General features: G+C 47.7%; 21 protein-coding genes and 1 riboswitch. Of the genes, 2 read left to right on the top strand and 19 right to left on the bottom strand.

Going from position 1 to position 23,462, the window contains the following annotated elements:
• The 12 genes from purF to A6049_RS30700 form a co-directional block, all read right to left on the bottom strand.
• Nucleotides 1-1,254 (bottom strand): amidophosphoribosyltransferase (gene purF, locus A6049_RS30645; protein ID WP_063568201.1); only part of this gene is annotated, 1,254 nt, incomplete at its 3' end.
• Nucleotides 1,239-3,482, bottom strand: coding sequence for a phosphoribosylformylglycinamidine synthase subunit PurL (gene purL / locus A6049_RS30650; RefSeq protein ID WP_063568202.1), 2,244 nt, complete (start codon nt 3,480-3,482; stop codon nt 1,239-1,241). The genes purF and purL, both read right to left, overlap by 16 nt.
• Nucleotides 3,460-4,149 (bottom strand): phosphoribosylformylglycinamidine synthase subunit PurQ, encoded by a 690-nt coding sequence (gene purQ, locus A6049_RS30655; RefSeq protein ID WP_024633543.1) that lies wholly within the window; start codon nt 4,147-4,149, stop codon nt 3,460-3,462. Before purQ ends, purL begins: the two co-directional genes overlap by 23 nt.
• 4 nt (nt 4,150-4,153) lie before the next feature.
• Nucleotides 4,154-4,399 (bottom strand): phosphoribosylformylglycinamidine synthase subunit PurS, encoded by a 246-nt coding sequence (purS, locus tag A6049_RS30660; protein ID WP_024633544.1) that lies wholly within the window; start codon nt 4,397-4,399, stop codon nt 4,154-4,156.
• A 602-nt stretch (nt 4,400-5,001) separates the two neighbouring features.
• Entirely contained in the window at nt 5,002-5,877 is an 876-nt protein-coding gene (locus A6049_RS30670) for a phosphoribosylaminoimidazolesuccinocarboxamide synthase (RefSeq protein WP_063568204.1), read from the bottom strand.
• Nucleotides 5,878-6,131: 254 nt separating this feature from the next.
• The gene (purB, locus tag A6049_RS30675; RefSeq protein ID WP_063568205.1) at nt 6,132-7,430 is read right to left on the bottom strand and encodes an adenylosuccinate lyase; all 1,299 of its coding nucleotides are present in this window, start codon (nt 7,428-7,430) and stop codon (nt 6,132-6,134) included.
• Complete coding sequence (gene purK, locus A6049_RS30680) at nt 7,427-8,629, bottom strand: 5-(carboxyamino)imidazole ribonucleotide synthase (RefSeq protein ID WP_063568206.1); 1,203 nt, start codon at nt 8,627-8,629, stop codon at nt 7,427-7,429. The genes purB and purK overlap by 4 nt, the downstream gene beginning before the upstream one ends.
• Nucleotides 8,626-9,111 carry a 5-(carboxyamino)imidazole ribonucleotide mutase gene (gene purE, locus A6049_RS30685; RefSeq protein WP_063568218.1) on the bottom strand — a complete coding sequence of 162 codons (486 nt, stop codon included), beginning with the start codon at nt 9,109-9,111 and terminating at the stop codon, nt 8,626-8,628. The genes purK and purE overlap by 4 nt, the downstream gene beginning before the upstream one ends.
• Before the next feature lie 186 nt (nt 9,112-9,297).
• A riboswitch (purine riboswitch) is annotated at nt 9,298-9,399 on the bottom strand.
• Nucleotides 9,400-9,669: 270 nt separating this feature from the next.
• Nucleotides 9,670-10,104, bottom strand: coding sequence for a universal stress protein (locus tag A6049_RS30690; protein ID WP_063568207.1), 435 nt, complete (start codon nt 10,102-10,104; stop codon nt 9,670-9,672).
• Nucleotides 10,105-10,290: 186 nt separating this feature from the next.
• Nucleotides 10,291-10,554: a DUF1294 domain-containing protein gene (locus A6049_RS30695; protein WP_063568208.1), complete on the bottom strand. Its 264-nt coding sequence runs from the start codon at nt 10,552-10,554 to the stop codon at nt 10,291-10,293.
• Between the two features lie 129 nt (nt 10,555-10,683).
• A complete protein-coding gene (locus tag A6049_RS33680; RefSeq protein WP_162842470.1) occupies nt 10,684-10,821 on the bottom strand; it encodes a hypothetical protein in 138 nt (45 codons plus the stop codon).
• A gap of 58 nt (nt 10,822-10,879) precedes the next feature.
• The gene (locus A6049_RS30700) at nt 10,880-13,009 is read right to left on the bottom strand and encodes a DNA topoisomerase III (protein WP_063568209.1); all 2,130 of its coding nucleotides are present in this window, start codon (nt 13,007-13,009) and stop codon (nt 10,880-10,882) included.
• Between the two features lie 384 nt (nt 13,010-13,393).
• Here A6049_RS30700 and A6049_RS30705 point away from each other — a divergent pair, with 384 nt between their 5' ends.
• Nucleotides 13,394-15,328: an amidase family protein gene (locus A6049_RS30705; RefSeq protein ID WP_063568210.1), complete on the top strand. Its 1,935-nt coding sequence runs from the start codon at nt 13,394-13,396 to the stop codon at nt 15,326-15,328.
• A 199-nt stretch (nt 15,329-15,527) separates the two neighbouring features.
• Here the strand turns inward: A6049_RS30705 and A6049_RS30710 are convergent, their stop codons facing one another.
• From A6049_RS30710 to A6049_RS30740, 7 genes are all read right to left on the bottom strand, one after another.
• Complete coding sequence (locus tag A6049_RS30710; RefSeq protein WP_063568211.1) at nt 15,528-16,610, bottom strand: ABC transporter substrate-binding protein; 1,083 nt, start codon at nt 16,608-16,610, stop codon at nt 15,528-15,530.
• 30 nt (nt 16,611-16,640) lie between these two features.
• Complete coding sequence (locus tag A6049_RS30715) at nt 16,641-16,973, bottom strand: 4Fe-4S dicluster domain-containing protein (protein WP_063568212.1); 333 nt, start codon at nt 16,971-16,973, stop codon at nt 16,641-16,643.
• Nucleotides 16,970-18,577 carry an FAD-dependent oxidoreductase gene (locus tag A6049_RS30720; protein ID WP_063568213.1) on the bottom strand — a complete coding sequence of 536 codons (1,608 nt, stop codon included), beginning with the start codon at nt 18,575-18,577 and terminating at the stop codon, nt 16,970-16,972. Before A6049_RS30720 ends, A6049_RS30715 begins: the two co-directional genes overlap by 4 nt.
• A gap of 23 nt (nt 18,578-18,600) precedes the next feature.
• Entirely contained in the window at nt 18,601-19,500 is a 900-nt protein-coding gene (locus A6049_RS30725) for an ABC transporter permease (protein WP_063568214.1), read from the bottom strand.
• A 53-nt stretch (nt 19,501-19,553) separates the two neighbouring features.
• Nucleotides 19,554-20,360: an ABC transporter permease gene (locus A6049_RS30730; RefSeq protein ID WP_063568215.1), complete on the bottom strand. Its 807-nt coding sequence runs from the start codon at nt 20,358-20,360 to the stop codon at nt 19,554-19,556.
• 95 nt (nt 20,361-20,455) lie between these two features.
• Nucleotides 20,456-21,232, bottom strand: coding sequence for an ABC transporter ATP-binding protein (locus A6049_RS30735; RefSeq protein WP_063568216.1), 777 nt, complete (start codon nt 21,230-21,232; stop codon nt 20,456-20,458).
• Nucleotides 21,233-21,440: 208 nt separating this feature from the next.
• Entirely contained in the window at nt 21,441-22,442 is a 1,002-nt protein-coding gene (locus tag A6049_RS30740) for a ketoacyl-ACP synthase III (RefSeq protein ID WP_063568217.1), read from the bottom strand.
• A gap of 302 nt (nt 22,443-22,744) precedes the next feature.
• On the opposite strand from A6049_RS30740, the gene A6049_RS30745 reads away from it, so the two are divergent.
• On the top strand, nt 22,745-23,128 hold the full coding sequence (locus A6049_RS30745; RefSeq protein WP_481853493.1) for an NADPH-dependent FMN reductase: 384 nt from the start codon (nt 22,745-22,747) through the stop codon (nt 23,126-23,128).
• The last annotated feature ends 334 nt before the right edge of the window (nt 23,129-23,462 follow it).

A 23,462-nucleotide genomic window follows, 5' to 3' on the forward strand; every position in this document is an offset into this window, starting at 1 on the left:
CGTATCGATGCCGTAAAAGCACGGGTTTTTGAACGGTGGTGATGTAATGCGTACATGCACCTCTGTTGCTCCGGCATCACGCAGCATGTTCACGATCCGGCGGGAAGTGGTTCCCCGTACGATGGAGTCGTCAATCATGACCACGCGTTTGCCTTCTACCACACGGCGCACAGCGCTCAGTTTCATCTTCACGCCTTGTTCCCGCAGTTCCTGGCTTGGCTGGATAAACGTACGTCCGGTGTATTTGTTTTTGATCATACCCATCTCATACGGAATACCCGTCTGCTCGGCATAGCCGATTGCCGCGGAAATACTGGAGTCCGGTACACCTGTTACCAGATCTGCATCGACAAACGACTCAATCGCCATCCGACTGCCCATCCGTTTACGCGCAGCGTGCTGGTTTGCACCATTCATGTCACTGTCCGGACGGGCAAAGTAGATATACTCCATCGCACACAGTGCCTTGCGGTGTTTGTGATGATCGAAGCGGTCCTCGTGAAGACCATCCGCATCCAGCACCAACAGTTCACCCGGTTCAATGTCACGAATCAACTCTGCACCAATCGTCTCCAATGCACATGTTTCGGATGCAAACAAGTACGCATCTCCCAATTTACCCATTGTGAGCGGACGCAGACCATGGGGATCAGAAGCAACCAGCAACTTGTCGTTGGTCATGATCAGAAATGCATAACCACCCACAATCCGTTGGAACGCATCCTTCGCGGCTTCTACCAATCCTTTGGGAGATCTCGCGATTAGATGGGCAATAACTTCGGTATCACTGGTCGTTTGAAAAATGGACCCGCCCTGCTCCAATTCACGCCGAATTGTTGGCGCATTTACGATATTTCCGTTGGTTGCTACAGCCAGATCACCATCGCGGTATTTAAATACCAATGGTTGTGCGTTCGTCAGCTTACTGTCACCACTGGTTGAATAACGAACGTGTCCGATGGAGATATCCCCGGTCAACGTCTGCATCAAGTCTTTGGTGAAGACTTCCTTCACCAGACCCATACCACGGTGGTAGTGAAACTCGTTACCGTCACTTACACACATTCCTGCACTTTCTTCACCCCGGTGTTGAAGGGCATGCAAGCCATAATAGGATAGTGATGCGGCGTCAGGGTGTTTGAACACCCCGAATACTCCGCATTCTTCCTTTAATTTGTCGAGTCCTTCCTTGCCGGACCCTTCGTTATAATAATCACCTGTCCACAATGGTCCTGTCGTCAGTTCATGAGACATGGAATCGCATCCTCCCAGACCTGAGCTAAACCTCCTACAGGTTCGTTCACGGCTGATGTTCCGTTCAATTCAATTGTCAGGTTACTTCCTTCTACACGTCCAATAACAGCTACAGGCACACCACGTTCACGTACAAAATCTTCCAGCTTACCTGCTTGCTCCGGCGAAGCCGACAGCAGAATACGAGATTGACTTTCACTGAACAACGCATGATCTGCACGCAATGCCGTCTCCACATTCACCTGTGCTCCTACGTTACCGCTGATACAAGACTCTGCGAGTGCAACAGCCAAGCCGCCTTCAGACAAGTCATGTGCAGAGCGAACGAGACCGGATTGAATAGCTTCCAGCACGGTTCCCAGCAATGCTTTTTCCGTTTGCAAGTTCAGTTCTGGTGGACGGCCTTCCGTTTTGCCATGAACCGCATATTGCAGCTCACTTCCACCCAGTTCAGCTTTCGTTTCACCGAGGAGGATGATAACATCACCTTCGGATTTGAATGCTTGTGTCGTGATATGATCCGTATCATGAACGAGACCTACCATACCGACAACTGGTGTTGGATAGATGGAGCCTTTGGCGTTTTCGTTATACAGACTTACGTTACCACCAATAACTGGTGTATCCAGCACGCGGCAAGCTTCCGCCATACCGTCTACTGCTTTTTCCATTTGCCAAAAAATATCCGGCTTCTCCGGGTTACCAAAGTTCAGGTTGTCCGTAATCGCGAGTGGCTCTGCACCGGAACATACAATGTTACGGGCAGCTTCACTAACTGCAATTCGTCCGCCTACTTCTGGATCCAGATATACATAACGTCCGTTACAGTCCGTTGTCATCGCGAGACCTTTGCGTGTACCACGAATCGTAACTACGGCTGCATCCGAACCTGGACGAACCGCAGTACTTGTACGCACCATGTAATCATATTGATCATAAACCCACTTCTTGCTCGCTACTGTTGGGGATGCCAACACTTTTTTCAATGCACCGCCGAGATCCGACACTTCATCATAACGAAGGGTGTCGATAGAGGCACTTTGCTCGTAGTAATCAGGTACAGAAGAAGGTTTGTCATACACCGGACACTCGTCAACCAGTGCTGTTACCGGCATGTCTCCAACCACTTCGCCATGGTGAATCAATTTCAGACGTCCATCATCCGTTACTTTTCCGACTTTTGCACAGATAACGCCCCAACGTTCAAAGATCTCCATCGCTTGCGCCTCATCCTTAGGCTCAACGACAAACAGCATCCGTTCCTGGGACTCGGACAGCATCATCTCGTAAGGTGTCATGCCTTCTTCACGCTGTGGTACCTGATCCAGATACAGTTCCAGACCATTGCCCGCCTTACTTGCCATTTCCGCACTGGAGCACGTCAGACCTGCTGCGCCCATATCCTGAATACCAAGCACGATTCCGGTATCGATCAATTCGAGGCAAGACTCCATTACGAGTTTTTCCATGAAAGGGTCACCTACCTGAACCGCTGTCCGTTGGGACTCGGATTCTTCCGTCAGTTCAACTGATGCAAAGGTCGCTCCATGAATACCATCCCGGCCTGTTGGCGGCCCTACATAATACACTGGGTTCCCCACACCTTTAGCTACGCCGCGCTGGATTTTGTCATGATCAATCAGACCCACACACATCGCGTTAACCAGCGGATTGCCTTCATAGCTCTCATCAAACATGACTTCACCAGCAACAGTAGGAATACCAATACAGTTTCCGTATCCAGCAATACCTGCTACCACGTGCTCGAACAGATATTTAACGCGATCACTTTCCAGCTTGCCAAAACGCAAGGAATTCAACAAAGCTACCGGTCTTGCTCCCATAGAGAAAATATCACGGATAATGCCGCCAACACCTGTTGCCGCACCTTGGTAAGGCTCAACCGCGGAAGGATGGTTATGGCTTTCAATTTTGAATACAACGGCCTGATTGTCACCGATATCTACGATCCCGGCACCTTCACCCGGACCCATCAGGACACGCGGTCCACTTGTAGGGAATCGACGCAGTAACGGCTTGGAGTTTTTGTATGCGCAGTGCTCCGACCACATAACACTGAAAACACCAATCTCCGTGTAGTTCGGCTTACGCCCCATGAACTCACAGATCAGCTCATACTCGCTGTCAGACACGCCCATTTGTGCGTAAAGTTTATGTTCTGCGACCTGTTCTGCTGTCGGTTCCTTAGCGGATAGCTGCTGCGTCATGCCGATCCCTCCATGCTTTCAAAATAGATGTAAACATACGTTTGCCGTCTTCCGAACCCAGCAGTGAGTCCACCGCGCGCTCTGGATGTGGCATCATACCAACCACGTTTCCACCCTCATTACAGATTCCCGCGATATCACCCAGGGAACCGTTCGGGTTGCTGCCATACGTAAAGACGATCTGGTTGTTTGCCTGCAAACTCGCGAGTGTTTCCTCGTCACAGTAATAGTTTCCTTCACCGTGAGCAATTGGAATAACAATCTCTTCCCCCGGTGCATAGTCACGTGTAAATGGAGTATCTGCATTCGCTACTTTCAACACCGTATCGTGACAACGGAATTTCAGCGACATATTGCGGATCAATGCACCTGGAAGCAATCCCGCCTCAGTGAGGATCTGGAATCCGTTACAAATGCCGAGAATATATTTACCTTGTTCAGCAGCCTTAGCTACCTCATTCATTACGGGTGCAAAACGGGAGATCGCTCCGCAACGCAGATAGTCACCATAAGAGAAACCACCTGGAACTAGGATACAATCATAAGCCGATAGATCTGTAGCCGTGTGCCATACATAATCAACCTCTTGTCCAATCGCATCTTCTACTGCTTTGTAACAGTCGATGTCGCAGTTGGAGCCAGGAAACACAAGAACTGCAAATTTCATGGGGTTAACCCTCCAATTCGTAGCGGTAATCTTCAACAACGGTGTTAGCCAGCAGCTTCTCACACATTACTGTCAATCGTTTCTCCGCTTCCGCACGGTCTGTTGTATCCAGAGTCAGTTCCATGACTTTACCAATCCGTACACTTTCCACTTCATTGAATCCCATCGAATGCAGGGCACCTTGAACAGCTACTCCTTGCGGGTCGAGAACGCTTTGCTTAATAGTGACATAGACGGTTGCTTTGATCATGATCCTTATGTTCCTCCTCAGTAATGAACGGGATAAATGCTTTACGCTGTTAAAAAAAGTGACTTGGGAGCTTGCTCCGGGGCGGATTGTTCTTCCGGTCGCTGTTGTCCCCAGGTTTTTTGGATTGTTTTGGCCCGCTATGCGGTCAAAACCCGGGGACAAAGGCGAACGCTATCGCTCCTTTAAGAACAATTCCGCCCCTCCGCTAGTCCATGCGACGTTTTTTAAAGGCCTAAACCCTTTACGTTGCACGGTGGGTAATGGTCTAGCCTGACCATTACGTGAAAACAGTGAATGGTCTATAAAATAGTTTAGTAATCAATGAATTTAATTCTCGTAATTTTTTCAGGCTTCCCTACCTGTGGGAAGCCTCCGCACTTAATTGCCTCATCCCCAGTTTGAAACTGGCGGAGGGAAAGATTTGAGCTGGAGAAACGAAGTGCTCGCCTTTGCAACCGGAATGTTTCCTTTTGAAAAAAGGATTCCAATCAAAACATTCCGGGGGCAACAGCGATCGAAAGCCAAACTTTCCCGTAGCGAGCTCAAACGTTAGCCTCCTCAAACTTTCCCGTAGCCTACACTCAAACGTCCCTTACTCAAACTTACTTTTCCGTTAAACGGTTATAAATATCGACGTACCTTGCGGTTGTGGCCTCCACTACCTCTTGTGGCAGCGGATCAGGTTTGCTGTTCTTGTCCCAATCGCTGCCTAACAGATATGTGCGTACCGGCTCTTTATCCATGCTATCGATCTCGATGTCGAGTTCGTAATTCTCTTTGGCCCAGAAGCGAGAAGCGTCTGGCGTGAAGATTTCATCGATCAGAATGACTTTACCATCGACCATACCGAACTCGAATTTGCAGTCTGCGAGAATGATTCCCCGCTGATCGCAATAGTCGCGAGCAAATTCGTAGAGACGCAGGCTCTTTTCCTGAAGCTCAATCGCGAGAGCATCTCCGACAAGTTCTTTCATTCGATCCATCGGGATGTCTTCGTCATGACCGACATCGTTTTTAGCTGCTGGGGTGAAGATGGGAACGTCGAGCTTGGCGTTTTTGCGAAGTCCATCCGGCAGCTTGATGCCGTTGACCTCTCCGCTTTTCTCATATTGTCTCCATCCGCCACCGGTAATGTATCCACGCACCACACATTCAATATCAATGCGCTCGGCTTTGCGGGTCACCATGATGCGGTCTTTAAGCAGTTCAGGATCAGTAATGATATCGCCCAATTGGTTTACATCCGTATGCACCACGTGGTTATCCATCATGTCGCCCGTCAGTTCAAACCAGAAGCTGCTCAGTTTATTAAGCACATTGCCCTTCTCGGGAACGGCTGGGTCCAGCACATAGTCAAATGCCGAAATCCGATCCGTAACCACGATGAGAAAATGTTCACCCAGATCGTACAACTCACGTACTTTTCCCTTATATAACAAAGGAGCTTTAACGAGATCTGCCGCAGTGGACAGCGCCATGGAGGCTCACCTTCTTTCAGGAGATGTAAAGTATACGTCCAATTCCCCTCATCACGCAGGGCCACTACGAATGCAGAACAACCTTCCGATCGCTGTTATCCCCGGATTTTTCTGATCCCCTTTCTCAAGGGGAAAATCCGGTGATAAAGGCGAGCGCTTTGCTTCTTCAGGTTTTTTCTGCCTTCTCCGTTCCAGCGTGAACACATAATTAACCTATACTTTTAGGGAGTGGAATAATTCAAAACCTTAATATATTAGTCGTTCAAACCAAGCTTTTTGAAGATGGTGTCTACGTGCTTCAGGTGCCATGATGGGTTGAACGCATCTGCGATTTCCTCTTCGCTCAGCACTTCCGTAATTTCCGGTGTGGATTTTACGATATCCTGGAACTGGCGTTGTTCTTCCCATGCTTGCATCGCACGTGGTTGAACGGTATCGTATGCCTGCTCGCGGCTGAAACCTTTGTCGATCAACTTGGTCATCACTCGACCGGAGAATGGTACGCCGAAGGTGCGCTCCATATTACGTTTCATATTTTCAGGGAATACCGTCAGATTCTTCACGATGTTACCGAAACGGTTCAGCATGTAGTTCAGCAGCATCGTTGCATCCGGCAGAATGATACGCTCTACGGAAGAGTGTGAGATATCACGCTCGTGCCACAGTGTCACGTTCTCGTATGCCGATACCATATGTCCGCGAATAACGCGGGACAGACCGGAGATATTTTCACTACCGATTGGGTTACGTTTGTGCGGCATTGCCGAAGATCCTTTTTGACCTTTTGCAAATGCTTCTTCCACTTCACGGAACTCACTCTTTTGCAGCGCACGTACTTCTGTAGCGAACTTGTCCAAAGATGTTGCGATCAATGCCAGTGTAGCCATGTATTCTGCATGACGGTCACGTTGCAGCGTTTGAGTTGAGATTGGTGCAGGCTTCGTACCCAACTTCTCGCAGACAAACTCTTCAACAAATGGATCGATGTTCGCGTATGTGCCAACTGCTCCAGAGATTTTACCGTACTGTACGTTGTCTGCCGCGTGGCGGAAACGCTCCAGATTCCGTTTCATTTCTTCATGCCAGAGTGCCATTTTCAGACCAAATGTCGTTGGCTCCGCATGCACCCCATGTGTACGTCCCATCATTGGCGTGTGCTGATAAGTCTTCGCTTTGTCACGTAAAATTTCGATAAAGTTCACGATATCACGTTCCAAGATTTCGTTTGCCTGACGGAGTACATATCCGAGAGCCGTATCAACGACATCCGTGGAAGTCAGTCCGTAGTGCACCCATTTCCGCTCTGCTCCCAGACTTTCCGATACCGTACGTGTGAAAGCAATAACGTCATGACGTGTTTCCTGTTCAATCTCGTAAATGCGGTCGATGTCAAAAGAAGCGTTCTGACGAAGCAATGCTGCTTCTTCCTTAGGAATGACGCCAAGCTCTGCCCAAGCTTCACATGCACAAATTTCAACTTCCAGCCATGACTTGAATTTGTTCTCCTCAGTCCAAATAGCTCTCATTTCGGGTCTGCTATAACGTTCGATCATAAATTTGTATTCCTCCAAAGATTAGTTTGTTCAATCCATTGTAATCCTTCTTCGACATCCTGACAGAGCAGATTGACATGCCCCATTTTCCGTCCTTTCTTCGCTTCGGATTTACCATATATATGAAGCTTAGGAATCACACCGAGTTCCAACGCTTCCGCGTCAGCCTGACCCGTTCTGGCAATTATACCTTCCAGATGTTCTCCAAGCACATTGACCATAACAACCGGGCTCAATAATGAAGTATCTCCAAGCGGCAATCCGCAAATCGCACGAATATGCTGTTCAAATTGTGATGTGGCACAGGCCTCCATCGTATAGTGGCCGGAATTATGCGGCCTAGGTGCCAACTCATTCACATACAGTCTTCCATCTGCCGCAACAAACAACTCCACTGCCAGCAATCCAACGGCTTGGATGGATTGAGCCACTGCTGCCGCCAACTTCTGCGCCTCAATCTGTATTTCGGTCGCCACTCTTGCTGGTACGATCGAAGCATGCAAAATGTTGTTCACATGAATGTTCTCCGCAGGCGGGAACGTCTTAATTTCCCCATTCGTGCTGCGTGCAACAACGACTGAAATCTCGCAGTCAAATTTAATAAATTGCTCCAATACCAGTTCCGCACCGGTAGCTGCGAGTTCTTCATAGGCAGCTATCGCCTGATTTGTTTCTCGTATAACCCGCTGACCCTTGCCGTCATATCCGCCTGTCACTGTCTTCAGTACACAAGGAACACCAAGTTCACTCACGGCTGCCTTCATTGTGTCCTTGCTTGTAATTTCCCGGTAAGGGGCTACACATACACCAGCCGCCTCAATGGCTCGTTTTTCACGCAAACGATGCTGGGTTGTGTACAATAACGCACTTCCTTGCGGTACATAGGATTCCCGTTCTAGGAGAGAAGCAACATCTGCGTCTACATTCTCAAACTCATAGGTGATTACATCACACTGCCGAGCCAGTTCGAGTGCAGCCTTTTCATCGTCATATCCCGCTTCAATCTGATCGGCAATTTGTCCACAAGGAGCATCTGCTGCCGGATCAAGTGTAACGAACCGATAACCCATCGCTGTTCCGGCAAGTGTCAGCATCCGTCCAAGCTGCCCGCCTCCGAGAACACCAATGGTTGTTTTTCCTGGGAGCAAGACACGTTCTGCTTTGCCTGCTGATCCGGGTTGTATTCTTGTACTATTCATATTTCGTCACTGCTTTCGAGCACTTCTTGTTTGATTCGCTCTCTGCGGGCTTCGCTGCGACGTTGGACATCCTGGTCAAAAGCACCGATGATCTGAGCCGCAAGCAATCCGGCATTCGTTGCACCTGCTTTGCCAATCGCTACCGTTGCGACGGGAATGCCACCAGGCATCTGAACAATGGACAGCAAGGAATCGAGACCATTTAGCGCCTTGGATTGCACGGGAACTCCAATGACCGGAAGCATCGTTTTGGAAGCGACCATACCGGGCAGATGAGCTGCCCCACCCGCACCCGCAATGATAACCTTGAATCCACGGTCAATCGCTTGCTCCGCATATTCAAACATCAAATCTGGTGTGCGATGCGCGGATACGACTTTTTTTTCATACCCAATCTCCAGCTCGTCCAGCACCTCACAAGCATACTTCATCGTTTCCCAATCCGACTTACTGCCCATAATTACAGCCACCTGTACTGACATGAATACATCCAACTCCCGTCTGAGCGTTTTGGTTTCATCCTGTTGCTTCTCGTTTATTGTGAAATGAAAAAATCCGCTACCCGCGAAAACATCACATTTTCTCCGGACACCGGACTCCAAGAAATACGTATCCCGCATTTGGGCATGCCAAAGGCAGGCTTGCTGTCCGCATCTGATTTCATGCGTCTCTCAGCCGTATCTCCTCGTAGTCCGGAAATTTACGGTTCCCGGGTAGATACTTCCGGGCCCTATTCCCGGCGTTATACGAGCAAATATCTATTTCAACAAATTAATTCAATAAAATTGAAAATTCCACATCTTTCGAACCTACTCGACCTTATATATAACTGATCGACACATCTAACATTCTAACAATCCCCTACAGCTAATGTCAACTTAAAGACGAACATTTAACATATTGACAAATTTAATGTTCGGAAATAACCGATCATTCGGAGATACTGCATCCCTTTTATTCCAAAAAAGAAAGCCGACCCCTCTTCAACCTATCGAAGACAGCCGGCTTTTCTCTATTATGTGTATACACACATTCTATAATTATTTCACGATAAGTACTGGAACCTGAGCATGCTGCACTACGTTGTGACTAACGCTGCCCAAGACAAATTCCCGAATTCCACCAAGACCACGACTACCAATAATGATGATATCCGATCCGTTCTCTTTGGCATAATCGAGAAGGACCTCGGCAGCAGCTCCTTGAATCAGATCCACGTTCGCTGTAACGCCAGCAGCCTGAATCCGCTCTTTTGCTTCATCCGTCGTTTGCACCGCCAGATTATAGTAGTCATTATTCAAAGAAGGTGGCAAAGGTGCCAATCCTTCCCCGATGAATACACGTGGAAAGTCAAAGGCATGAATAACATCCAAGACTGCACCCGGAGAAACTTTGGCTAACTCAATCGCATGATCGAGTGCTTTATTTGAAGCTTTCGAACCATCATAAGCAACTAGTATTTTGGAGAATAACATGTAAATCCCGTCCCTTCCTTTATATGTAGAACATTCGAAGCCAGCTTCGGTCTGACATAAAATACAAGAACCATGTAACTCCTTAAACGTCCCCAGGTCTAAATGAACCATTTATAAGAAACATTTTACATAATCATTCTAGCCACTCACCTGGAGTACAGCAGATCCTAACCATTAAATTCTACCTTATTGCAGGAAATACCCATAAATTACCGCATTCAGGAATAACAACAACGGAATGCCGATCGTAAAACTGGGATGTTTGGTCTTGTGACGTTTACGATACATTGCAATCCATACCCCCAATGCCCCACCAATAAAGGCCAGCAGAAACAGCGTTCGTTCGGGTGTACGGTCTCGACGGCGCTGCGCACGTTTCTTGTCGTCCGACATGACCAGGTAACCTACGACATTGATAAATAAAAACCACAGTATCAATCCGGTTTGCATATAATTCTAGCGGTCCCCCCGTCCCGGGACATCTCCCTGTACCTCCATTATAGTCCTCTGAAGGAACATGATCAACGCGAGAAGGGAACCGCAAAGATATTTAGAAGCAATGAATCCCGAATACCAACCCTATGACTCCTGTTTAGGAATACCATTCAGGTTTGGTGCTCTTTTTGCTGCCTTTTCGGGACGTACAGAGATACTCTCTTCCTGAATGCTGTCTTTGTTCTGCTGATTATGAATCTTCTCTGGTTTGTTATGTGGCATCTGCGTATCACCTCCTAGGCTTACGTTGCCTGAAAAAGGAGAATCTTATACGACAGTCTTACTCTCCCTTTTTCTCCATGGCTGCCTTCAACAGTTCTCCCAAATTGGAACCGATCGACTCCTGTTTCGCATATTGTTTGACCAGCTTTTGCTGATCACGTTTGTTCACATGCTGTTTGTCTTTATCCAATGTTTCCGTTATGCCGCAAGGCAGACATTGCACGTACAAACCTGCCTTACCCTCTTTAATTTCCATCTTTTTGTGACACTGTGCACAGCGACGGTTGGATAATCGTTTCTCCGCCGAACGACGATATCCGCAATCCTCTGTTGGACACACGAGGAACTTGCCGCGTTTGCCTTTCTTCTCCAGTAAGCGGGCATTACAATCCGGGCAGTGACTATTCGATACATTATGTGGCTTGTACTCCGCTTTGCTACCTTTTACTGTAGATACAAGCTCTTTCGCCATCGAACGGATGCTCTCCAGGAAAGGCTCAGGCTTCCCTTGTCCACGGGCGATTCGTTCCAGCTCAGCTTCCCAGCGAGCTGTTAACTCCGGTGAACGCAGCTGTGGAGCAGCCAGTTCAATCAGCTGTTTTCCTTTTCCCGTTGGATGCATGCTGTTCCCTTGACGATCAATGGTGTCGGAACTTACAAGCTTCTCGATAATATCCGCTCGTGTAGCCGGAGTGCCCAGTCCATGCTTCTCCATTTGAGAAAGCAAAGCTGCCTCGGTATACCGTTTTGGCGGCATCGTCCGTCCACTTTTGATATGACAACGTTGAACCGTCACGGACTGACCTTGCTGCACGTCTGGCAAAAGCGCACGCTCATGGTCTGAGGAATCGTCAGCACGATCATCATCCTCATCGCTATAATCTCCGCCGTACACTTCCCGCCAGCCGCTTTCTTTCACCGTTGTGCCTTTCACATGAAAGGAATCGTTGCCCACCTGAACAGTGATCGCAACAGAATCGTACTTCGCAGCCGGATAGAACAAGCTGATAAAACGGCGTACGATCAGATCGTATAGCTTACGTTCCTCTGGATTCAGCTGATTGAGGAGAACCGTCTGTTCTGTTGGAATGATCGCATGGTGATCCGTTACCCTGCTGTCATCCACGATACGTTTGGTGATATTCAGATTTTTGCGCAACAACGGACGAGCCAGAGACGCATAGGGGCCAATCGCTACACTATCCAGTCGTTCTTTCAGCGTTCCCGTCATATCCGATGTCAGGTAACGGCTGTCTGTACGTGGGTAGGTTACCAGCTTGTGCTGTTCATAAAGACGTTGCAGCACATTCGATGTTTGCTTGGCGGAAAAACCATATTTTCGGTTGGCATCCCGTTGTAATTCCGTCAGGTCATAAGCCAGCGGATGCGGCTCAACCTTTTCACTTTTTTTCACTTGGGCAATCGAACCCTTACGACCATCAATTCGTTTCTTCAATTCTTGTGTCTCTTGCGGATCAAAGATGCGTGAATCCCCACCTGCAGCGCGCCATACCGCCTGAAAATCTCCCAGATCGGCCGTTAACGTCTCATACTCCTGCGAGCGGAAACCGTTGATCTCATTTTCCCTGTCCATAATCATGCCAAGTGTAGGGGTCTGTACCCGTCCAGCTGACAATTGTGCATTAAATCGAACCGTCAATGCACGCGTCACGTTAAGACCAATCATCCAGTCCGCCTCTGCCCGGCAACGTGCTGATTCATAAAGACGATCAAACTGGCTGCCTGGCTTCAGTGATGCAAATCCATCCTTGATGGCCTTGTCGGTCTGGGATGATATCCACAGCCGCTTAAACGGCTTTTTCCACTGGGCCATTTGCATAATCCAGCGAGCCAGCAATTCACCCTCACGTGCTGCATCCGTTGCAATGACCAATTCACCAACATCCTGACGTTTCATCAGCTGCTGTACCGCTTTGTATTGATGGTTGGTCTCTTTGAGTACCTTCAGCTTGGTGCGATCAGGCAGAATCGGCAGATCCTCCAGATTCCAGGTTGCATACTTTTTGTCATAGTCCTCTGGTTCAGCCAATCCAACAAGATGCCCAAGCGCCCAAGTCACGATATATTTCGGGCCTTCCATATAGCTTTTATGTTTATCACGCGCTCCCATCACTCTGGCTATTTCTCGTGCCACAGATGGTTTTTCTGCGAGTACTAATGTTTTCAATCCATATCTTCCTTTCTTTGATAAACCTATGACTCTCATGCTTCTATCGTTAATTAAAAGAGTTCTTCTACTTCTATCTTTTCATTATATCATTTCATGGTATTGGTTTGCTTTGGCTTAACAAATAACGATTTGTCCCATAAGATGCCTATCTCCCGGTTCTAATGTCAGATTAGTTAACACAATATTCTTCGACATTTTTCTTCCGCGCATGGAATTAGGAGCATTTGGAAGGTTCTATAGTAGAAATATAGTATGTATACGTTTTTTTGGATAAATATGAGTGTTGTAAGAATACCTTACATGTACTTAGAATGTGAAAAAAGCAACTATATCAGATTCGCCAACACACATCATTGATACACAGGAAGGGAGCGTGGATGCATGACTTATCATGGATCTGTATTGAAAAAAAGTGGGGCCTTGTTACTGGCCGGAGCAGTTTTTGCCACAACATGGGGAGGAACGGTTCCCTCAGCGTCAGCTGCAACGGCAGCGCCTTCTAGCAAAACTACGGTTGCAGCCGTAACAGCTGGTAAGGCACCTGTCACAGCAGTAGCATTTGTTCAAGCTATGGAAGAAGCGGCTACACTTGCAGGTGTTCCTTTTTCCATGGACAAACTTTCCGGCACAACAGTACAGCGTAAAGATGCTGCTTTAGCTTTGCAAACCTGGCTGAAGCTGGAGTCCACTCCAGAATCGTTCAAGGATGTTCCGGATCAGGCGAGCTTTGCCGGTGCCGTTGGTGCGCTGAACACCGCGGGGTTGATGAAAGGATATACCGACGCCCTCTTCCTTCCTAATGCAGTACTTACCCAAAATGATGTTGCTATATTGAAAGACCGCGTTTATAACTACATAAAACCATTTGTTCTGGAGGAAGCGACAATTACGGATCTCCAGGCTGCCATGACGCAAGGAAAGCTAACATCCAAAGAACTCGTGCAGAAGTACTTGGATCGGATTGAAAAATATGATGATCAGGGTGTGAGCATTAACGCAGTTCTGACCTTGAACCCGGATGCTCTCAAAATCGCTGAAACGTTGGATGAAGAACGTGCAGCTCAGGGCCCTCGCGGACCTTTACATGGTATTCCGGTTTTAGTTAAAGATAACTTCGATACCAACGATATGCCTACAACCGCAGGTTGTATCTGTCTGAAAGATTCCGTACCTGCTCACGATGCTGAACAAGTGAAGAAACTCAAAGCAGCAGGGGCCATTATTTTGGGCAAAACCAATCTGCATGAATTCGCATTCGGCATTACCACGTCCAGCTCACTGGGTGGACAAACACTGAATCCTTATGCGCTGGATCACTATCCAGGCGGGTCAAGTGGTGGTACGGGTGCCGCCATTGCCTCAAACTTTGCAGCTGCGGGCATGGGTACTGACACCGGCGGATCAATCCGTATCCCTTCCAGCTTCAACAGCCTTGTCGGTATTCGTCCAACAATCGGACTGTCCAGCCGTGAAGGAATCATCCCTCTTGCATTGACACAGGATGTCGGTGGTCCTATGGCTCGTACCGTAAGTGATGCCGCAATTATGCTGGATGCTACAGCCGGCTATGACAAAAATGATGTCGCTACAGCTTATGCTGTAGGCAAAATCCCTTCCAGCTACACAGACTTCCTGGATGTAAACGGTCTGAAAGGTGCACGGATCGGTGTGGCCACCGAACTCATTCCAAGCACCAAAGCTGAAGAAAAAGCCGTCGCTGACGTGATTAACAACGCAGTAGAAGAACTCAAAACGCTGGGAGCTACGGCAGTCCCGATCAGCATTCCAAACCTGGCGGAAATCAACAAATACCCAAGCTTGAGTGGATACGAGTTCAAATTCCAACTTAATGACTATCTGGAGTCTCTTGGTGACGAAGCCCCTTATCACAGCTTGTCCGAGATTATTGCTTCAGGACAGTTCGACAAGTCACAAGAACAGTCGATGAAGACTCGTGATGCACGGGAAACGTTGGAGACTGCCGAATATAAGGACATCGTCCTGAAACGTACCCAAATCACACGTGAGTCCTTGTTGAAAGTTATGGCGGACAACAACCTGGATGCCATCATCTATCCTACGTCCACGCAAGCCGCTGGTGTTATTGGCGAAGGACAAAACTCCGGGGGTAACAACCGATTGAGCCCATTCTCTGGCTTCCCGGCAATTACCGTACCTGCTGGATTTACAACTGAAGGTCTGCCGGTAGGTATGGAATTCCTGGGCCGCGCCTTTGATGAAGGAACCTTGATTAAGCTGGCTTACAGCTATGAGCAAGGGACTCATCACCGCCAAGCACCAAAGCTCACGCCATAAATCGTTCATGGGATTAAACATTCTTTATTGCTACACACAAAAAAAGTCCATCCAAATTCATGTAGCCATGAATTTGGATGGACTTTTCACTATTTTGGCCGTTTTGTCTGCTACTGTTCAATAGATTACTTGTTCATTGTTTCTCTGTAGTGGCCTCTGTAGTGCCACTCTAACGGCTCCCAAGCCAAAACTGTGTTGGCTATTGCTGTTGCCAGTCACTAATCAAATAATCCTTTTTGGCCAGTTTTTCTTCCACTAAAAAGTTTTTCGTGCCTTCCAGCAGCTTCAATCCTTCCTCCGTAAACGCCGTATCCTTGATTTCACTGATCGGATTTACCTGCTTCGCCAGTTCAGGTGTAGTGTCCCCAATCTCAGCAAGGAACTGATAATATTCATCTTCATGTTGCTTAAGGTCAGCTAAAGCCTTCTGCCTGGCTTCATTCCATACTCGAGGAAAATCAGGGAATTTAGCGAGGAAGTCCTCTCCTACAACTGTAACGCTGCTGCCTAGAAGATCTGGATGCTGTGAAGCATCATCCAGATGCGTATAGCCTTCGGAAATGAGCTTTAGCGCGGGTACACCCAGGTTGGTAGTTGCATCCACATCCCCTCTTGCCAATGCAGCTGTTGCATCCGGAGTCAACATATGAACCAGCTTGTAGTCGGTTACTCCTTCTTCCTGAAGCAGGCCGACCACGTAACGGTGCATGAAGGAACCTTTTTGAATTGCAATTGTTTTGCCTTGCAGCTCCTTAACTGTTTTTGGACCGTCCTTTTTACCAATCAGATAACCCACATTATTCACCATGGATTGAGTTATTAACCTGGTCTTCGCTCCGGAAGCATAAGCAATAATGGCTGGCGTATCGCCCAAGCTGCCAAAATCCAGCCGTCCGCTGATCAACGATTCCGTCTGGTCAGGTCCATTGGGGAATCCGGTCAGTTTCACTTCCGTAATACCGTATTTTTTTAGTTCCTCTTGAATAATACCTTTATATAGGCCCCACCCCTCGGCACCACCAGGCAAATTCAGCTTATTCGAGCCAATAAAACCATAATTGAGAATGGTCGGTATATCCTCTGACCTTTGACCACTTGTCGCCTTCGATTGACCTTCATCAGTTGAGCCAGTCGCGCTGTTGGTATTTCCTGAACCAACGTTATTCCCACAAGCCTGAAGAGTCAGTACTACCATAACAATGCTAACCAGAACCGACAGGCGCAGCCACATTGCAGTTGTCCCTCGGGTATTCTTCTCCTTGTATCTGTGTGCCTGTTTCATTGTTGGTTTCCCCCTTGAACATTTGCATCTTCAGAATCCGGCTCTCGCAGAGAGTTGTACCATGAAGTTATGACTTGCTACTGGCTTTCTGCCCTTGCCCCAGCCTACCTTCTCACGATATCCACCTAGAAATCCCTGCTCCTGAAGCTCCTGCTCGGTTATTCCGGTAAGTGCTTCGGAATCAGGTGCAACATACAAGGCATCCACTGGACAATACAGCTCACACATAAAACAGGTCTGACAGTCGTCCTGCCTTGCAATAACGGGTATTCCACCCTCTACTCGATCGAAGACATTGGTTGGACAGACGGCTACGCATTGGTTGCACTCTATACACTTGGTCGCACTGATGACTTCAATCACAAGGGAACACTCTCCTTCGCCACTTCCTCGGTTTTCACCCAGACCTGATCCAGGCCGCCACTGATCAGCCGATGATGCTGTGCCGTATCGGACTCTTTGTAATCCTCACGTTTGTGCATCCCTCTGGATTCCGTGCGGGCCAGTGCAGAGTTGTACATCCAACGGGCGGTTGCCGTCATGGCGGCTGCCTCCCGGGCCTTCACACCTTCCGGTGTTCGCTGAACCTGTATATTGCGTTGAATGCTCCATAACTCGTCAAGACGACCAAGCGCCGAGGACAAACCTTGCTCTGTACGGAACAAGTTCACTTCATAAGGCTTCACCTCAGCCTGCACAGCGGATACATATTCTGCTGTGCGAGCTGCCGTCCCTTGCTTCACTTGCCCTTGCACCAGAGGAGCAGAAGATAAGCCTGATGGATTACGTTTTGCAGCATTGTGCCCGAGTTCTAACACGTACCCTGCTGCACCCTCCCCGGCGAAAGACCCGGAAGACATCGCCCAGGCCGCATTATGGCTGCCACCTCCAGTAAATCCACCACAGATCAACTCCCGTGTAGCGGCATCTCCTGCTGCATAAAGACCCGGTACGCCAGTGGCACAATTTTCATCCATCACCCGAATGCCGCCAGTTCCACGAACTGTCCCCTCCAGACGCAGCGTGATCGGGAATAATTCCTTGAATGGATTAATTCCAAGCCGATCAAACGGCAGGAAAAAGTTCGTTTGCGCTACTCTCAGCAACGGCTGTAAATCTTCTGGCGCCTGATCCAGTCTGGCGTAAACCTGACGTCCAGCCATCAGATGGCGAGCGATGACAGAGCGTCCCTTTTTGGAGCCTGCACCTTCAACAATGGTGCCATCTTCATGATAAAAGCTGGCATAATTGTAATAGGCCGTCTTCGTTACGGAAGAGAACGTCGGGCAGATGGCATAAGCATTGGAAAACTCCATGCCTGAAAGAGCCGCTCCCGCCTCGGCCGCAAACAGGTAACCGTCGCCAGTAAGTACGTTGCAGCCCAACGCTTTGCTGAGAAATGCGCATCCTCCAGTCGCAATGACAACAGCCCCTGCATGAACAGTCCATGTTTTTCCACTCTGCGTTTGTACTCCGGCTGCACCTGCTACACCATATTCATCTGCAAGCAGCTCCATGGCTGGGCTATGATCCAATATTTTAACCCCTGCCCTCTTAACCAGCTTACGCATCAGTCGCATATATTCCGGCCCTTGCAGACCACTACGATGCTGCTGACCTTCTTCATTGATCGGAAAAGGGTACCCTGATACTCCCAGTCGATTCATATTGTCATATGTTCGATTCAGCACCCGATCCATCCAGCGATGCTCAGCTAGTTGACCTCCCATAAAATACCGGCTCGCCTTCGCTTCTTCCCGTAGCTTCTCATCAGGCTTCACATACCACACCCCTGTTCCAGAAGGGGCAGTGGCTCCGCTTGAGCCGCAATATCCCTTGTCAGCCAGTACCACTGAAGCTCCTTTGGCAGCTGCCGCGAGAGCTGCCCATGTACCCGCTGGTCCTCCACCAATAACCAGTACATCTGCCAAAAGGAATAATGAATCTTCTCGTACCGCTTCACTCATGTGCATTGACCTCCCTGAAATGTTCAGCCCTGGTAGCTGTCTCGCCAGAACAGAAATTTACGTTCTATCATACGAAAGAGCGAGTCTATCCCTTTGCCGACAATAGCGAAAATGAGAATACCGACAAAAATGATGGCCGTATTGGCATTCTGCTTACCCTCATTGATCAGAAATCCGATTCCAGACTGTGAGCCGATCAATTCCGCCACGACCAATCCAATCCAGGCTACGGCTAACGAGAGCCGGAGCCCCAACAAAATACCCGGTAGTGCTGCTGGAAGAATCAACCTGCGTATTCGCTGATACGGGCTGAAACCGAGTACCTGTGCTACTTCATATAGTTTTTTGTCCACCCCACGAATAGCCATAAAAGTGTTGATGTATAGAGGAAAAAAGGAACCACTCATAATAATGACCACCTTGGATACTTCTCCGAAGCCAAACCACAAAATAATCAGCGGTGCAATCGCCAGATGCGGCACAAGTCGAAGCACCTGTACGCTCGGGTCCAATATATATTCTGCTTGACGAAAGAGTCCGGTTAGGATCCCAAAACACAGTCCGAGTACCCCGCCAATCAGAAATCCCAATCCTGCACGGCCCATACTTACACCAAGATGATGGATTAGCTCTCCTGTTGCCGCAAGCTCGGTCAATGCGCTGAGGATACTCAGTGGGGTTGGAAGAAATTCAGCCGATAACCACCCTATGCTGCCAGCAATCTGCCATAATGCCAGTGTACCCAGTGGAATCAGCGACCCGATGACCACATCCGACAGCGAGGTTTTCCATGAACGCGATGGTAGCTTTAAACGAGAGATTACTTTAGTCCGTCCAGCAACGATCGGAGCTGTTCCGCTGATATCTCTGGAGTCCAGCGCGCTTTTAGCTGTTTTCATTATGGCTTCCGTTCCCTCGTTCATAGTGCATCCCTCCTATCATTTCGAGCTTTGTCATTTATTCTTTAGCCTTTCAATTAACCTGAAATGCTGTCCTTCCATTGCAATAATCGCTGTTCCAGCAGTCGAACCAATGTATCGCTTAACAACCCTGCTGCAGCAAAAATGAATATTCCCACGAACACGACAGGTGTATCTGCGAACTGCCGAGCATCCGACATCATATAACCGATGCCTGAGCTGGAAGCAATCATCTCTGCCACGACCAGTGCCAGCCAAGAAAGCCCAAGTGACAATCGCACGCCAAGTATAACGTTTGGCACAGCCGCCGGAAGCACAAGGCGGGTAACTTGCTTGATCCGGCTGTAACCCAGCACCCGTGTCACCTCAAACAGCTTATTGTCCACCCCACGTATGCCCATAAAAGTTTGAATATATAAAGGAAAGAATGCAGCCTTTGCTATCAACAGCACCTTTGATTCCTCGCCTATACCAAACCAGAGAATGAATAAAGGTACAACCGCAAGGCTTGGAATCATACGAATCATTTGCAAAGTAGGGTCCAACAGTTTTTCTGATTTGCGAAACAAACCTACCAGAATACCGAAGAAGAGGCCAAGACCTCCGCCAAGAAAGAATCCCGCAAATGCTCTCATAGCGCTAATTTGCAGATTAGCCCACAAATCTCCCGAAACAACTAGAGTCACCAAAGCCACTGCGATGGTATAAGGGGTCGGGAACAGCATTTCCGAAATGATTTCGTAATGCCCCAAAGTCTGCCACAGCATAAGCACAATACCCGGCAAAATAAGACCTAATGCAAATTTTACTGCTTTGCCGTTTTTTTTATCGGTCGCTTTGAGCGTTGCCGCCTGTTCTGACATTAGATCATATCCTCCTCCACTCACTTAAACATATTTATTTTATTGAATTACTCGGATTAATAGTGGAATGAATGAATCAATCAGGTTAACTTCATTTATATCCCGGCCCCATCCTTAAGTTCAAACTCTTCCAATTTCTCAAACTCACTTAATACCTTTAACCGAACTTCTTGAAATGAATTCGACGCTTTCTTTCGAGGATAAGGGAGATCAATAGGTACGATTTTTCGAATTTGTCCCGGGCGGGGTTCCAAAATGACCACACGCTCACCCAGAAAAACTGCCTCATCAATATCATGGGTTACAAAAATCATCGTTGTCTTGTTTGTGCGCCAAATATCTAGTAGTACCGCCTGCATATGAGCCCGAGTGAATGCATCTAGCGCACCAAACGGTTCATCAAGCAGTAAAATTTGGGGACTTCGGAGCAGCGCTCGCGCAATGGCGACACGCTGGGCCATACCACCCGACAACTCACGCGGATAGGCTTGTTCAAATCCTTGCAATTTCACCAGTTCAATTAGTTCATTCACCTTCCGTCTGACTTCCGGTTTACCGAGCGGCAGATCAGAAGCGATGTTCTTCTCTACAGTGAGCCAGGGAAAGAGTCGGTGCTCCTGAAAAATAAAGCCCTTATCGATCCCTGGTCCTTTAATTTCGTTCCCATTCAGCGATACGCTACCCGTATAACCGCGATCCAGTCCCGCTACGATACGCAACAAGGTGCTTTTTCCACAGCCACTTGGCCCTATAATCGTTATGAACTCCCCTTCTTTCACATGCAAATCCACATTATACAAAGCCTGGACCGATCCTCCTGTAGTATCAAACTTTTTGTTTAGTTGAGATATAGCCAATAACGTCTCACCCATTTGAGTCCCCCTCCCAGATGAAAAGTACAAAAAAGAGGTATCCTGCAAATATACCTTTGCAGGATACCTCTGTCTAAACAGTCGGTATATAAAATTATAGTAAAACAAAGTAAATCAATTGGAATTTGTATGATTAAATTATCATCTTTCCTTAAGCCTGTCAATACACAACATAAAATTATCCATAAATACACTAAAGGATTGAGCTTTATTTTACAGGACTGTCCGGTACACTCCATCTAAGCACAAGACCTGCGTAGGTCAGGCCGCCTCCAAAACCAAAAAGGGCTATTTGATGCCCATTCTTTAATTTCCCTGCGTCTACTGCAAGCTGTAGAGCAAGAGGAATGGAAGCCGCGGAGGTATTGCCTCGGTACTCCACACTTGTTAAAGTACGTTCCAATGGAATAGGACCGCGTTCACAAACCGCTTCAATCATTCTTAGATTCGCGCTATGTGGGACAAACCAATCGATCTGCTCCGGTTTCATCTCTGCTTTGGCTATAAGCCCACTCAATTGTTCCGGAATCGTGCGTACTGCCCACTTATAGATCTCTCTGCCATTCTGGACAAGGCATCCCTCACCCTGCAGAGGTACGCCATTCATCTCAGAAGAAAGACCCGTCTTATAGAGATGAATACCTCCTTCTCCACTCGTACCTGAGATGGCTGCCATAAAGTCACCTTTCCCAGCAGCTCTTTCTACCAAAAAGGCTCCTGCCCCGTCGCCGAACAATACACATGTCGTACGATCTGTATAATCGGTAATCTTGGACAACGTCTCAGCTCCAATAACCAACACTTTGTGATACATGCCACTGGTTACCAGACTGTCCGCCAGCTGCAATCCATACGTAAACCCCGCACATGCCGCATTCAAATCAAGCACTCCTGTATGTGGAATCTTGAGATTCGCCTGTACTCGGGATGCTGTGCTGGGAAACGAATACTCAGGTGTGCTGGTAGCGACCAAAATCATATCCACATCTTCTACGCTAACATTATAACGGCGCATCATATCTTCTACAGCCTTGGTGGCCAGGTCAGATACAAATTGATCATCAGCTGCTATGCGCCGTTCTCTCATCCCTGTACGCTGTACAATCCATTCATCACTCGTCTCGACGAGCTTCTCCAAATCAGCATTACTTAATATTCGATCCGGTACATACGTACCCATTGCGGTAATGGTTGACATTGATTGATTCATACCGGTAGTCACCTCGTTTGTTTTTTATATCATTATAGCACTAAGTATTAGTACTTGGTACTAATTTTAAAAAATATTTATTATGATTCATTCGTCAGTTGCTTATTTTAAGCGCTCTCTTCATCCTATTACCCAGAGTCATGCAAACTATCGCATGCATTTTTGATGAAGAATTGTGGATATCCTCTGAGTAACATGAAGAATGCCTTAATTAAATGCGTTTTCTATAGACAGTCCATTCCAACAGGAGGAAAATAAACAGATTGCCCTACATTACTAAGGAATAGAGATGATGTATACCCATGAAAAAAGAATTTAATATCCTTGCGATTTCCGGAAGCCTGCGCAATCAGTCCTCCAATACTTTACTAATGCATGCCATGATTAAGCTAGCTCCTCCTAACCTTAAGTTTGGAGTATATGGTGGATTAAATGATCTACCGCATTTTAATCCTGACCTCGATGTCGAGGAAGGTCCTGAGTCCGTGCAGAATTTGAGAGCCCAACTGAAGCATTCGGATGGAGTCCTCATCTGCACGCCCGAGTATGGAAACGGAGTTCCTGGGGTCTTAAAAAACGCATTAGATTGGATTGTATCTTCAGGAGAATGGCTCAATAAACCCACCGTTGCCATCGCTGCTTCTCCAAGCCCCATGGGCGGTGACAAAGCCCATGCTTCACTATAGCTGACGTTAAACATGATTAATGCTCAAGTCTTACATGAGGCCTCTCTAACCATTCCTCATATTACATTGAAGATGAATAAACAAGGAGTCATCATTGATTCAGAGACCCATTATGCATTGGAGAACTCCCTTTTAAGCCTAGGGGATGCATGCAACCAAATGATTAAATAGAAAGAACCTGCTTAAATTAATCTGACTATAAAAGATTTAGCACATTCACATAAATTGAAATGAAAAAACAGCCCTGGATTTTCTCCGGGCTGTTACGGTTTATATTAGATACTTATTAAATACTTCGTATAAAACAAATAAAAACCACCACCGAATAACATCG

This window comes from Paenibacillus sp. O199 (assembly GCF_001636635.1).
In the GTDB taxonomy this organism is placed as follows: domain Bacteria; phylum Bacillota; class Bacilli; order Paenibacillales; family Paenibacillaceae; genus Paenibacillus; species Paenibacillus marchantiae.